Raw genomic sequence first — 13,763 nt, 5'->3', positions numbered from 1 at the left:
CCAATCCGGCATCGTAGACGAAACCTCCATCCGCACCACCGATCCGCCTAGGCGACGTTTGCGCAACTCTTGCTCAATCGCCATCATCAGGTCATCTGCTTCATCTTCCGCTAGTTCCAAATCGGCATTGCGGGTAATCCGAAACGGATGATATTCCCGAATCGTCATGCCGGGAAACAGAAAATCTAGATTATGGGCAATCACCTGCTCCAACGGGACGCCCATCCAGAGGATGGAAGCATCATCGCTTCCCCAGAGGTTTTTGGGTAAGGGCAGAAATCGCGGCAATACCTTCGGCACCTTGACCCGAGCAAAGTGTTCTATGCCAGCTTCCAGATCTTCAACCACGACAGCCAAATTGAGACTGAGGTTGGAAATATAGGGAAAGGGATGTCCTGGATCTACAGCTAGGGGAGTCAAGACTGGAAAAATTTGATCCTTAAAATAGTCATTCAGACAAGATTGCTGTTCTGGCGTCAGCTGATCATAGTCCAGCAAATGGATGCCGTAATCTTTCAACGTGGGACGTAGCTCTTGCTCGAAATGCCGGTGCTGTTCACGCACCATCGGGCGGAGGCGATCGCTGATGGCATTGAGCTGATCCTGGGGCGTTCGTCCATCGGGCGTGCGCTTGCTCACCTGCACTTCCACCTGCCGCTTTAATCCAGCCACCCGCACCATAAAGAATTCGTCTAAGTTGTTGCTGAAAATGGCTAAAAACTTCAGCCGTTCGAGCAATCGTGTCCGTTCATCTAAAGCTTCAGACAACACGCGATGGTTGAACTCCAGCCAACTGAGTTCGCGGTTGAAATAGAGATCGGGGTGACGCAGATCTTGCTCTTGAGGCTTAGGTTTCGGTTTGGTCATGGGTTTAGCAGATGCCAACAACTGAGCTACAGTAGGGATAATCAAAATAGACGACGATAGTCAGACTCACCTAAAACAGGGGAGTTAGGGTCATCATAGCCAACACTGTCCAAAGTTTCATGTAATCTAGGATGCACTGGTTTTGTCCTATACTCTTCCCATGCACCTATCCCCCCCCAAGATGACGATTAGACTCCTGCGCTTCGGGCTGATTCTCGGGGTGGCGATCGCCCCTAGCTGTGGCTGGATGGGAGATACAGCGGAGCGTCCAACGCCCCCGCCGGCGGCTGAAGCTCCCTCAGAACCCACCAGTCCAGACGAGCCAGCGCCCGAGCCTACCCCTGAGCCCTCTGCTCCAGAACCCACGCCCATCACGCCATTCTCCCCAGGCGAACGCGAGGTAGGGGTGGTCAATGGTGTGGACTGCCAGAATGCTCAAACTCAATCCGATATGAATCTTTGCGCAGGAGAAACCTATAAGCTAGCAGATGACGATCTGAACCGCCTCTACCAACAGGTGCTGAATCAACTTCCCCAAAGCGATCGCCCTGCATTGATAGAGGCGCAAGAAGCCTGGCTCGCCTACCGTGATACCAACTGCGATTTTGAAGCCAGTCTATTTGAAGGTGGATCCATCCAACCGCTGATGTACTACTCTTGTCTAGAACGCATGACCGATGAACGGATTGAGGTTTTACAACAATAGGTATCATTCTTCTGGGAAAAATGTGTAGGATGCGTTAGGCACAGCCATAACGGTTCAAAGCTTTACAAACCGGTGTGTTACGGCTACATCTAACGGCACCCTACAACACAGTTTATTGAGATCTACCTACTGAGGAGATTCGATGATAGGAGATTCGATGAAACAACAGCATGTTGCCTGGGTTACGGGAGTTGCGATCGCCCTAGGAGTCCCTTTTATAGGCTACAGTGCCCAGACGCTTCAAGCTCAATCGCCCAACGTCAATTGCCAAGCACCCCAAGGGACACCAGAGTATAACTACTGTGCTCAAGAGCAGTATGACGAGGTGGATACCAAGCTGAACCGTGTCTATCAAGACTGGAAGGCACAGCTCAGCCCCGCCGCCCAAGAAAAACTAACCGATGCAGCCCTAGCTTGGATTGACTACCGGGATGCCCACTGTACCTTTGAAGTACGAGAAGCGATCGATGGCACCGGATATTCAGCCTATCTGAATGATTGTCTAACACGCCTCACCAAAGCACGCACGGCAGAACTGGAGTATCAAGCGACGCTGATTCCCTAGCCACCTAGCCCCGGACACCAGTAGCCTAGCGCAATAGGGGAACAGCTAAGCAGCTCTCCCCCCATAGATGCGATCGCTTCACGCGCTGTTGTCAGACTCAAGCCTCTACCTGAGGCGCAGGATCTTTAATAGATCTCTTGCTTATCGCCCTTCGGATGGGGAGAGGTCGGTAGTACAGGAATGTCCACGATCGGCTGATCGAGGGCAATCATCAAGGCATCATCCGGGACGATCATACCGGCAGAGTTCGAGTCTGGTAAGGTAGCCAACTGTGGCGATGGCGTAAACGTACCAGGGACGAGCCATGACACAACGCCAACGGCCATAGCAGCGATCGCCGCTCCACCCCAGCCCAGACGACGACGCTTGCGACGTTCCAGGGTTTGGAAAACACCCTGAACAAGCTGGTCGGCACTGTAGTCTGCTGAGGGCATGGGCATCGCCCCAAAACCTTGGCGCAGGGATAGCAGGCGCTGATGTAGGCGTTGAACTTGAGGATCATGGGCTAGCCAAGTTTCAACCTGATGACGTTCTTCCGACGTCACCTCCCCATCTAAATACGCACTGAGTAGCTCGAAGCGATCGCGTTTCATTTGTTCCATGATGCTCAACGAGGAAGATGGATTCATATGTTCACCCTCCAGACTTGTGAACCTTTTTTCTAAACTAGGGTTCGAATGAGGTGAGAACGAGAGAGGGATAATCAACCTGACGGGCTGCGTTTCTGCCTCCAGGCTTTGCCTTACATCCTAACGATGGGGGAGGTGAGCTAGAATCAGCCAATTTGACCATCCTAAACAGCTATGACTCCCAAAACCGATCATTTGTTGCCGAATCTATCTATCGTTTGGATGATGTCAGACGAGCAATATGAGGGGCGGCTCTGATGGCGTTAAACAGTGTCGTCAGGACTTGTCGTTTCCTGCTCAGCAATTCTACCGATCAAATCATACGAGAAGCGCCGGAGAAAAGATAGCGATCGCCCCCATAAATTCTTACAAATTTAGGCAACGTTAGGATGACTGGAGCTATCCTGAGCAAAGCTGCCCTTAGTCTTGTAGGTAGGCCTGAAGTTGAAGCTGTAGACGCTGGCGGGCGCGGGCAATCCGTGACTTCACCGTTCCTAGAGAAACACCCGTAATTTCAGCAATTTCTTCGTAGGCCATGCCCTCAATTTCCCGAAGCACGATGGTGATGCGAAACACTTCGGGTAAGTCAGCGATCGCCTCTCGTAGCTGATCGTAAAACTCACGAGTTGCCAACTGTTCTGCTGGCCCTGGATCCCCCGACGGTAGTTCCCAATCCATCTCGCCATCATCAAAAAACCGAGGCGCATCTAGAGACAGAGGGCTACTCACCCGTTTCCGCTTCCGCAGTTCGTCGTAAAACAAATTCGTAGTAATCCGACTCAGCCAGCCCCGAAACTTGGCAGGCTCCTGTAAGCGTTTGAGATTGCGGTAAACGCGGATCCAGACTTCCTGTGCTAAGTCAGAACGATCAGACCAGTCAGGTGCTAAATGATACAAGACCCGATCAACGTGGGATTGGTAGCGGCGCATCAGTTCAGAGAATGCTGCTTTTTCAGGCCGCAACCCAGCCTGACACCGAAGAATTAGATCGTAGTTCGAGAGTTTTTCTGCTTGCACAGGTATCTGAGGAGAAGTTGCCTCAGCCGTTGACCAAGTGATGGGAATGGATTGACTCATGGGCAAAACGAAGCTCCGGAGATTCCTTGACAATTCAGATAGAGGATCATGCTGAAAAGTTCCCGAGGAGGACATCTTGCTTCTCCCTTGATCCGGATCGAGGGAGCGTTCAGCATGAGGGGTGTTGATGTTGACTGACCCTATTGAGGAGTGTGACTCCTCATAAGCAGGCCTTTCGATCATCATCAGCCTCACTCTATCGACTTGTGCTTCGAAATCCTTAACCCGATGGGACGGTTTTTGATCCGCACACTCTGATGACACACACGCTAGGTGATGTCAACTCGGGCTAAGCAGGCTTCTAAGGTGGCTACAACGGACTGGCTGAGAGTGGTGTAATCATAGCCCCCTTCTAAACCCAATAGAACAGCGTGAGAAACATCCAAACAGGCTTGGGTGAATAGACCATAGTCACGTGGCTGTAGCGAGATCCCTGCTAGGGGATCTGCCTGGTTGCCATCATACCCTGCACTGACAATGATTAAGTCAGGGGCAAACCCCTTCAAAAAGGGGATGATGTCTTGCTCTAGGCGAGGGCTGTAATCCTCGATAGTGCTTCCGGCTGCCATGGGAATATTCAGCACGTTGTTGTAGTGTCCCTGTTCCGTTGGGGCCCCGGTGCCGGGGTAGAACGGATATTGATGCATAGAGCAATAGGCTAGGTGAGGATGGGTTTCCACGATTGCCTGGGTGCCGTTACCATGATGCACATCCCAATCGAAAATTGCCACACGGTTGATGCCTGACTGCTCCAAGGCGTAGTAAGCAGCGATCGCCGCGTTGGAAAAAATGCAAAACCCCATACCGCGCTGGGCTAGAGCATGGTGTCCGGGTGGACGAGCCAGAACAAAAGCAGGACATTGATGTTGATGCACCATATCTACCCCATCCAACCAAGCACTCACGGCTAGCCTGGCCACATCGTAGGTCAACGGTGAAACGGGGGTATCGGGATCAATCTGCCCACCCCCCTGATTCGACAGCGCCCGCACGGCCTCTAGGTAGTCGCGGGGATGCACCCGCAGCAGGGCTTGCGTGAGCCGATCACCTTGATGATCAACCGGGGTGGGCGATCGCCAGTCAAGCTGATCAGCCCAAGGCTGGGCCCGCAGGGCTGCCGCCACAGCCGTCAAGCGACCGCCATTCTCAGGATGGTAGAAGCCTGTGTCGTGGAGTTGGAAGGCGTCGTCATAGAAAATTGGCAGCATGGGCAGCCCTAAGGTAAGTGCTTTCTTTCGATCTTACGGGAGAGTGCGATCGCCCGTAAGATCATGGGCAGAAACTTACGCCACCTACCGGCTCCGTTCCCAGGCAGCGATCGCCCAAACCTTTGCTATATCTGCCATGCCAGACCTCAGAGAGGGATTGCACCCCAGGCCTTACTTAGGGAAAACATGCTAGAATGAGCAGACGCGATTCATAACTTTTAAGACCAATCGGCAGGTAGATCAGCAGTTTTTAGCTATTTTGAGCCATTAACTGCTGAAATTTTTAGTTTTTGGAGCTTTTCAGCCTATGAGCACCCCTCAGGAACGGATTGTCCCAACGGATCTGCGGAGTGAGATGTCTCGATCCTACTTAGAATATGCGATGAGCGTCATCGTAGGACGGGCTCTACCCGATGCTAGGGACGGTCTGAAGCCTGTCCATCGTCGCATTCTGTATGCGATGCATGAGTTGGGGCTAAGCCCGGATCGTCCCTTTCGGAAATGCGCCCGTGTGGTCGGGGACGTGATCGGTAAATACCATCCCCACGGGGATACCGCCGTCTACGATGCCTTGGTGCGCATGGCCCAGACCTTTTCCATGCGATCGCCTTTGGTAGACGGTCATGGCAACTTTGGCTCCGTTGATAACGATCCACCGGCAGCCATGCGGTATACCGAATGTCGTCTTCGCCCTATCACCACCGACTCGCTGCTGCAAGACATCGAAGCCGACACTGTTGACTTCATTGACAACTACGATGGCTCTCAGCAAGAACCCCTGGTTATGCCCTCTCGCGTGCCCCAGCTTTTGCTGAATGGGTCATCGGGCATTGCCGTGGGTATGGCCACCAACGTGCCGCCCCACAACCTTGGGGAGCTGATTGATGGCGTCATCGCCCTGATCCACAATCCCGAGCTGACCGATTCAGAGCTTCGTCAACACATTCCCGGCCCCGACTTCCCCACCGGCGGGCAAATCTTGGGCACCAGCGGCATCCGCGAAGCCTACGCCACCGGGCGCGGCTCGGTCACCATGCGCGGCGTGGCAGAAATTGAGACGATCGAACATCGGGGCCGTCCTGACCGAGAAGCGATCATCATCACCGAGCTGCCCTTCCAAACCAATAAAGCAGCGCTGATCGAGAAAATCGCGGAGATGGTGAACGAACGTCGTCTAGAGGGCATTGCCGACATTCGCGACGAGAGCGATCGCAACGGCATGCGCATCGTCATCGAACTGAAACGGGATGCCTACCCCCGCGTGGTGCTCAACAACCTCTACAAGCAAACCCCGTTGCAGAATAACTTTGGGGTTAATATGCTGGCCTTGGTGGACGGAGAACCCCAACTGCTAGGCATTCGCGCTCTGCTACAGGTTTTCCTCGACTTCCGCATTGAAACCATCCTGCGCCGCACCCGCTATCGCCTCCGCAAGGCAGAAGAGCGGGATCACCTCCTGCAAGGGTTGCTGATTGCTCTGGATAACCTCGATCAGATCATTGCCCTGATCCGCCGGGCCGCCGATGCTCCTACCGCCAAGCAAGAGTTGATTGAGTCCCACGGGCTATCAGAATCCCAGGCAGATGCCATCCTGCAAATGCAACTGCGGCGGCTGACGGCCCTAGAAGCCGAGAAAATTCAGCAAGAACATGAAGACCTGCGGGCCCGAATTCTGGATCTGCAAGACATTCTAGACCGCCGCGATCGCGTGCTCGAAATTATTGAAACCGAGTTAGAGCAGATTCGCGCCACCCACGGGACGCCGCGTCGCACGGTGATTGCCCCCCATGACGGCGACCTGGGTGACATCGACCTGATTGCCAATGAGCAGGCCATTATTCTGCTGACAGAGCAGGGCTACATCAAACGGATGCCGGTGAGCACCTTTGAAGCTCAAAACCGGGCCACCCGCGGTAAAGCTGGCACCCGCATGAAGGACGATGATGGTGTTGAACATTTCATTACCTGCTGTGACCACGACAGCATTCTGTTCTTCAGCGATCGCGGCGTAGCCTATTGCCTGAAGGCCTATCAAATTCCCACGGGCTCTCGCACCTCGCGGGGGATTCCCACCGTGCAGATGCTGCCCATTCCCCACAATGAAAAGATTACCTCAGTGATTCCGGTGTCGGAGTTTACCGACGATGAATACCTGATCATGTTGACCCAGAGTGGGTATATCAAGAAAACCCAGCTTTCGGCCTTCAGCAACATTCGCACCAACGGCTTGATTGCCATCTCCCTAGTGGAAGGCGATCAGTTGCGCTGGGTGCGCCGGGCCCATTCGGAAGACAGCGTGATCATCGGTACCCGCAAGGGCATGACCATTCACTTCCGCACCGATCAGGAACAGCTACGTCCTCTAGGGCGACCCACCCGTGGCGTCAAATCCATGGCGCTGCGGAAAGGTGATGAGCTGATCAGTATGGACATCCTGTCGAGCCAAGTGGTGGAGCAGGTGATGAACAGCGCAGATGAACCGGAACTGGAGGGCGAGACAGAGGATCTCGACGTCAATTCGCCCCGCAATCAAGGCCCTTGGGTGCTGGTGATTACCACCGGTGGCTTGGGTAAACGGGTGCCGGTGTCGGAGTTTCGTTTGCAAAACCGGGCCGGCATGGGTGTGCGGGCCATTAAGTTCCGCTTACCCAAGGATGAGCTAGCCGCGCTCCGGGTTGTCAACGATGCCGATGAGTTTATTATCGTCACCAGCCGGGGCATCATTATCCGTCAGGTGGTGAAAGCGATTACCTGCCAGTCTCGCTCTGCCACTGGGGTACGAGTGCAGCGCTTGGATGAAGATGATGCCATCGTGGCGGTGGCCCTAGTGCCACCGGCTAACGAGGAGCTTGATGAGACTGCTTCCCTAGACGATGCGGATGGGTCAGAGTTGGATGAAGTAGAGACCGTTGATTCAACTGCGTCTGATAACCAAGCTCTAGACGTAGATGCAACCGTGGTAGACGGGACAGTAGATGCGACAGAGGATGAAACCAACGACTGTCCCGACTAAGACTGAACGATCCTCTAGCTCATGGTACAGCCGCCTTTGGCGTTGGCTCTGGCTCCATAACCTCCTGATTGTTGCGGCGATCGGGGGGCTGGTGATGGGGCTGACGCCGGTTCCAGTGGGTATGTATGGGCTAGCTTGGGTAGCGATCGCCCCCCTTTGGTGGGTGGTGTATCAGCGATCGCTGCGGCCAGACTCCATCGTCTCCAACCTCCGCCAGGCCGCTGCCCTAGGTCTAGCCTGGGGCGTAGGCTATCACGGCCTAGCCCTAGCCTGGATCACCGGCGTGCATCCCATGACCTGGATGGGCGTACCTTGGCTGGCCAGTATCACCATCGCCCTTGTCTGCTGGCTGATCATTACCCTCTGGGGGGCAGGAATCACCGTCGTGTGGGCAATCGCTCAAACCTTAATCCTGCGACAGCTACAGCCTCGACCATGGCTTTCTATCCTGTGGGGTGTCGTGCTCTGGTGCGCCATTGAATGGATCTGGAGCCGGGGAGTGCTCTACTGGTCAGCGATCGCCTATAGCCAAAGCCCCTATAATCTACTGCTGCTGCACCTCGGTCAGATCTCTGGCCCCTGGACAATCACCGCTGTGCTCGTCGGCGTCAACGGTGCGCTGGCCTACGCAGTCATCGCTTGGCGATCGCCCCATTCCCGTCCCGCTGCACGAACCTATGGACTAGGAGCGATCGCCCTCCTGATCAGCGCCCACCTGATCGGCGGCTGGCTTTATATCCAACCCCTTCAGGATGACCCCGCCGCTGCCCTGAAGGTGGGCATCATTCAAGGCAATATTCCCAATACCATCAAGCTCTACGACGAAGGGTGGCGACGGGCGATCGAAGGCTACACCACAGGCTATGAAACCCTATCCGAGCAGGGGGTTGATGTGGTGTTGACCCCAGAAACTGCCCTGCCCACCGTCTGGACAAGTCCACGGCATACTCGCACCTCGCTTTACCAAGCCGTGGTGAAACAGCAAACTCCCATCTGGCTAGGAGCTTTCGGCGGAGAGGGAGGCGACATTGCCAATAGCTTGTTTACCGTCTTGGGAGATGGACGTACCTACAGTGAATATCGCAAGGCGCGGCTGGTGCCCTTAGGCGAATACATTCCCTTCGAGCGCTGGCTCGGGGGACTCATTAACCGGCTATCGCCCCTTGATGCTCGCATGATCGCTGGCGATATACGCCCCAGATTCGAGACCCCCTGGGGACTGATGACGGTTGGCATTTGCTACGAATCAGCCTTTCCCCAGCACTTTCAGCAGCAGACGGCCCAAGGCGGTCAATTAATTCTCACAGCCTCTAACAATGCTCACTATGCAGAATCGATGCCGACCCAGCATCATGCTCAAGACGTGATGCGAGCCATCGAAAGCGATCGCTGGGCCGTACGAGCTACCAACACCGGCTACTCTGGCATCGTCGATGCCCATGGTCATACCCTCTGGATGTCTGACATCAACACCTATGAACTCCATGCCCACACCGTCTACCGCCGCCAAACCCGAACCCTCTACGTGCGCTGGGGCAACTGGCTGACGCCGGTCTTAGGTCTGGGAGCGATCGCCCTTTCTTTATGGGATCTGGGGAACCGGACGCGATTGCCCTTTAGATTTTAGTCACCACTTTTCAGAGCGCGATCGAGAATGGTGCGGGCCTCTTCTGCCTGGGCCCGAGCTTCCCGATAGCGCACATTGCTTTGGGCAAAGGTTTTCAGCACCTTAAACCCCTGCTTGAGATCCGTGAGTTCTTCCTCGGTCACCAACGCATCGCTGAACAACTTATCGATCTGGGTGCGAATCGCCATGGCCTCCTCCCGGGAGGACTGCACCTTCATTTTCAGCGTCGCCAGATTGCTGAGTACTTGCACAGCATGGGTAATAGCGTCTTCATCATCCGAGGGCGTCACCTCCGGCTCTTTGACCTCAATGAATTCGCTAGGACTAAACCCATTCGACAGCTCAGTGGGGAGCTTGCCCTCATCCATTAATTCCATCAGTTGCTCCATCGCCTTGTTGCGTGCTTTCTGAGAATCTTTACCGGGCACCGATAGGATAATCTCAGGGCTTTGAGTGAGGGTGTATTGAACCATAGGTGAAACGACCTGATGTCAAAATAAGTACATCTGTATTGCTTGCTAGCTCTTTTATTCTAATATGGAGCCGCACCATTTAGAGCATGCACCTGCTTCGTTAATCCTAGGCTATAGCCTCCCAGGGTCAGGCAAGGGCGATCGCTCATAAAAAAGCAGCCCATAGGCGGACTGCCGTACAACTCTAGAATCAATGTGTCTTTAGTTCAATTGTACTATAGTGAACTAATCTGAGCAAGCCCCATCTTGGGCGAATACCCTAACCGCCAAACTCTTCCTTGAGTATTTCGTCGTTCTCGTCGGCAATGGTTGCCACAATGGTGATATTGCGGGAAATTTCTGCTGGTGAGAGATCGTCAACCGTGCGGCTAGCTAACACCACTACCTGCTGATTGACAATGCCAAAGCTGGCTTCTAGGGTTTCAGACCAGTTCTTTTCCAGCAGTCTGCGCATCAGCCCTGGCTCATCCTTGGCGGGAAGATCCATAACCGTGGCCCACACTTTGAACAGATCATCTTCCTTGTTGCCCGTGAGCAACACAAAGACTTCCACTGTGCCGTACTGAAACTTCCATAGGTCGCCATCGTCAGTATGGCTAACCATCGCGCTCTGGTCTTCCTCTAGGCTAGAGATGACAGTTTCAATTACATCTACATAGCTGGTCGAGAGAGTCGTCTGGTTCATGGTTTCAGACACATCTTCTTGATAGACTGTCATGATTTCTTTAATGGCTGAATGGGTTTACCCCAACTCTAGCCTCTAGGAGGGCGATCGCCCCATAGTCTCGAAAATTTTTCATCTTTTGTTGCTTAAGCAAATAGGAGTTGCCGAAGATTGTCGTAGATGTCCTGAGCCACAAAGCCCTCATGTCCCATCGACCATCTCCAACATCTTGGTCAAATTACTTTATCTAGAGTTAACGTTGTAGCGGTATGTCTATAAGAAGCAAAGCTACACAGAGTTTTACTTGTCTTCTCACACATTGTCTACTCTGAGCGGATGATGCCTGTGTGAGCCAGTATGACAAGATCTGACCCCTCTATCTATACCGATCGAGAGCCACCTATCGAGAGCGCGACTCAAACCCAGACAACCTATGACCATGCCCGCTGACTGGATGCAGTCCCTAACCTCTTGCCTACAGCGCCATCCTTGGCGAAGACAGATTCTACTTCTAGTAATTGCCAGCACCGTAGCGATCGTACGTACCCAAGCGTGGCAATCTACACCGGTACAAGCCCAACGTGCCGAAGAGCGATCGCTCAACGACAGATCTGAGCCCACAGCTACGTCCACGGATGCTCCCCTCGACGCAAGCTCACCGACGGTGAACCTTGGCCAACAGTGTCAGTCTTTGCCCTTCCCCCTGTCTGTGCAGACAGTGACCCAAGTGATCCTGCAACTGGTTGAGTGGGTCGAGCAGCCCCAGAGCTCCATGGAGCCGTTGATCACGATGGCTGCCCCGCAGTGGATAGCCCAGCTCAATCCCAGTCCCTGGCCAGAAATCCACGACCAGGCCCGCCTAGCCAAGGTACCGGTGATCATGTACCACGATATCGTGGCAGAGAAAGACGTTTTCTTTGATGTCACCCCAGAGGAGTTTGAAGCCCATCTCCAACTCATTCGCAACCATGGCCTCACTCCCGTCAGTATGGATCAACTGGTCAACCATCTGCGCACCGGGCTGCCCCTGCCGGAGAAGCCTATTTTACTAACTTTTGATGATGGCTATCTCGGACACCATGACTACGTTTGGCCACTGCTCCAAGACTATGGCTATCCAGGCCTGTTTTCCATCTATACCTATAAAGTGGGACGAGATCATGGGCGGCCAGGTCTAGACTGGGAGCAACTTGCACAGATGGCCGCCGATCCACTGGTAACGATCGCCGCCCATAGCATTACCCACCCGGCCGATTTGCGAGATCTCTCCATAGAAGATGCCCGCCAAGAAATTGCTGGTTCCAAGCAGGAGCTAGAAGAGCGCTTAGGCATCCCCATTGACTATTTCACCTATCCAGAAGGGAATTACGATGGGCAGGTTGCCGAACTAGTCAGCGAGGCAGGCTTTTCTGCGGCCCTAACCATGAGCAACACCGAAGACTTGGTGGCCGGAGAGTCTGACAACCTGCTGGCGATCGCTCGCTTAGGACAATCCCAGCTTGAGGACGTGCTCGACCAAGCTTGGGGAGGCGTGCCATTGGGTTTCTTCGAGGGTATGGCGGACTTTACCGCACCCATTATCAAGCAACAACATACCGTAGACGACATTCCCCTCACGCTTATTACAGGCGGCAAACCCATAACAGTTCATGCCGATAGCCGCTATCAAGTCCAAGACATCATTGCCAACACCGATATTGTTGCTGCCGTCGATGGAGGATTCTTTTCGTTGGAATATCTAGACTCCAACCAGATGATCGGCCCCGTCTACAGTCAAAACACCCAGCAGTTTATTCCAGGCGATCGCAACGATATTTATCGATTGATCAACCGCCCGCTGGTGATGATGAACGCCACCGGCGTCCAGTTCATTCCCTTCAACCCTGATGTTCATAACTCCCTAGAAGGCCTTCAAACCGAGATGCCCGACATCACCGATGCCTTTATTGCAGCGGCTTGGCTCGTGCGCGATGGCCAGCCCCAGCCAGCCGAAACCTTTGCTGGACTCTTTGATTTTGATGCCAAGCGCCATCGTGCCTTTTGGGGAATCAACCAAGCCGGACAGCCTGTGATCGGCGTATCTCACAATTTTGTAGACTCGGTTCATCTCGGGGAAATTCTAGCCAACCTAGGTCTCTACAATGCTGTCATGCTAGATTCAGGAGCCAGTACTTCCTTGTCCTATGAAGGGGCATCCCTGGTAGGGTACGAGCCACGTCCAGTCCCGCATATTGTTGGCTTGATGCCCCCTATATCTACAGATCCGTGCGCCACCTCCCTCCATGGTATGCCGGCTAGTGCTCAACATTAGTCATGATAGTGAGGTCTCTGATTCTTAACGGGTTCTAGCCGCAATAGGCAGGGTATACACTACCCTCCTAGCATCTCAGGATAGACGAAGGAGTTGATCATCGTTGTCGAATGTATGTTTCAGGACGACGACACTCGCTCCCGAGACTGCCTCGGGGCGGCAACGTTTTCGCTCAGGATTTGGAAGCGATCGCCCATCTCGACTACAATAGCGGGCGAACCCCTTACATCGTCACTGCTTCATTCTTGTGGATCGATCATCTCCAATGATGCCCACAAGGTGGCTCCAACCAGACAACCTGTGGTCTGATGGTTCATGCCCCCGCCGTCGAGTATGTGTACAGTAACTCTTGAACGTTAGCTCCCAGCCACCCAATCCACCATTAACGTCCCAGTGCTCGCTGATTCTACAGATTGACTGGGAACATCTTCATCAGCTTTCTGACTCTGATCCAGAGTTTGAAGTGCAGCTTTTAGGTCTGTTTGTAGAAGACACTGATGTTCATCTCATTCCCTTAGAACACGCGATCGCCCATCGACAGTTTGATGAAATTGAGAAGCTAGCCCACTACATCAAAGGAGCCAGTGCTAACGTGGGTGTTCATGGCATCTACATCAGCGCTG

12 protein-coding genes are annotated in these 13,763 nt (G+C 53.7%); 6 read left to right on the top strand and 6 right to left on the bottom strand.

The annotated features are described in order from the left end of the window. On the bottom strand, positions 1-867 hold an 867-nt coding region (locus V6D20_17390; GenBank protein ID HEY9817557.1), incomplete at its 3' end, for a hypothetical protein. A gap of 181 nt (positions 868-1,048) precedes the next feature. Between V6D20_17390 and V6D20_17385 the strand changes: the two genes are divergently transcribed. Both V6D20_17385 and V6D20_17380 read left to right on the top strand, forming a co-directional pair. Then, positions 1,049-1,573 carry a lysozyme inhibitor LprI family protein gene (locus tag V6D20_17385; protein ID HEY9817556.1) on the top strand — a complete coding sequence of 175 codons (525 nt, stop codon included), beginning with the start codon at positions 1,049-1,051 and terminating at the stop codon, positions 1,571-1,573. 157 nt (positions 1,574-1,730) lie between these two features. Then, positions 1,731-2,138, top strand: a complete 408-nt coding sequence (locus tag V6D20_17380) for a lysozyme inhibitor LprI family protein (protein ID HEY9817555.1) — start codon at positions 1,731-1,733, stop codon at positions 2,136-2,138. Between the two features lie 125 nt (positions 2,139-2,263). Here V6D20_17380 and V6D20_17375 read toward each other — a convergent pair whose 3' ends face one another. The 3 genes from V6D20_17375 to V6D20_17365 all read right to left on the bottom strand — a co-directional run bounded on the left by V6D20_17375 (position 2,264) and on the right by V6D20_17365 (position 5,052). Continuing rightward, complete coding sequence (locus V6D20_17375) at positions 2,264-2,767, bottom strand: hypothetical protein (GenBank protein ID HEY9817554.1); 504 nt, start codon at positions 2,765-2,767, stop codon at positions 2,264-2,266. A gap of 420 nt (positions 2,768-3,187) precedes the next feature. Further along, complete coding sequence (locus tag V6D20_17370) at positions 3,188-3,844, bottom strand: sigma-70 family RNA polymerase sigma factor (GenBank protein HEY9817553.1); 657 nt, start codon at positions 3,842-3,844, stop codon at positions 3,188-3,190. 269 nt (positions 3,845-4,113) lie between these two features. Continuing rightward, positions 4,114-5,052: a histone deacetylase gene (locus V6D20_17365; GenBank protein ID HEY9817552.1), complete on the bottom strand. Its 939-nt coding sequence runs from the start codon at positions 5,050-5,052 to the stop codon at positions 4,114-4,116. Between the two features lie 307 nt (positions 5,053-5,359). Between V6D20_17365 and gyrA the strand changes: the two genes are divergently transcribed. Together gyrA and lnt are read left to right on the top strand one after the other, a co-directional pair. Further along, positions 5,360-8,065 (top strand): DNA gyrase subunit A, encoded by a 2,706-nt coding sequence (gene gyrA / locus V6D20_17360; GenBank protein HEY9817551.1) that lies wholly within the window; start codon positions 5,360-5,362, stop codon positions 8,063-8,065. Further along, positions 8,040-9,692 carry an apolipoprotein N-acyltransferase gene (gene lnt / locus V6D20_17355; GenBank protein ID HEY9817550.1) on the top strand — a complete coding sequence of 551 codons (1,653 nt, stop codon included), beginning with the start codon at positions 8,040-8,042 and terminating at the stop codon, positions 9,690-9,692. The genes gyrA and lnt overlap by 26 nt, the downstream gene beginning before the upstream one ends. Here the strand turns inward: lnt and V6D20_17350 are convergent. After that, complete coding sequence (locus V6D20_17350) at positions 9,689-10,165, bottom strand: hypothetical protein (GenBank protein HEY9817549.1); 477 nt, start codon at positions 10,163-10,165, stop codon at positions 9,689-9,691. The two genes, lnt and V6D20_17350, sit on opposite strands and share 4 nt — an antisense overlap. A gap of 259 nt (positions 10,166-10,424) precedes the next feature. After that, the gene (locus tag V6D20_17345) at positions 10,425-10,883 is read right to left on the bottom strand and encodes a YbjN domain-containing protein (protein ID HEY9817548.1); all 459 of its coding nucleotides are present in this window, start codon (positions 10,881-10,883) and stop codon (positions 10,425-10,427) included. 379 nt (positions 10,884-11,262) lie between these two features. Between V6D20_17345 and V6D20_17340 the strand changes: the two genes are divergently transcribed. After that, complete coding sequence (locus tag V6D20_17340; GenBank protein ID HEY9817547.1) at positions 11,263-13,140, top strand: polysaccharide deacetylase family protein; 1,878 nt, start codon at positions 11,263-11,265, stop codon at positions 13,138-13,140. A gap of 349 nt (positions 13,141-13,489) precedes the next feature. Continuing rightward, positions 13,490-13,763: Hpt domain-containing protein (locus tag V6D20_17335; GenBank protein ID HEY9817546.1), on the top strand; the 274-nt coding region annotated here is incomplete at its 3' end.

The organism is Candidatus Obscuribacterales bacterium, assembly GCA_036703605.1.
GTDB lineage: Bacteria > Cyanobacteriota > Cyanobacteriia > RECH01 > RECH01 > RECH01.
Note: the sequence above shows the minus strand (reverse complement) of the source record. Positions and strands in the feature narration are given on the sequence as shown.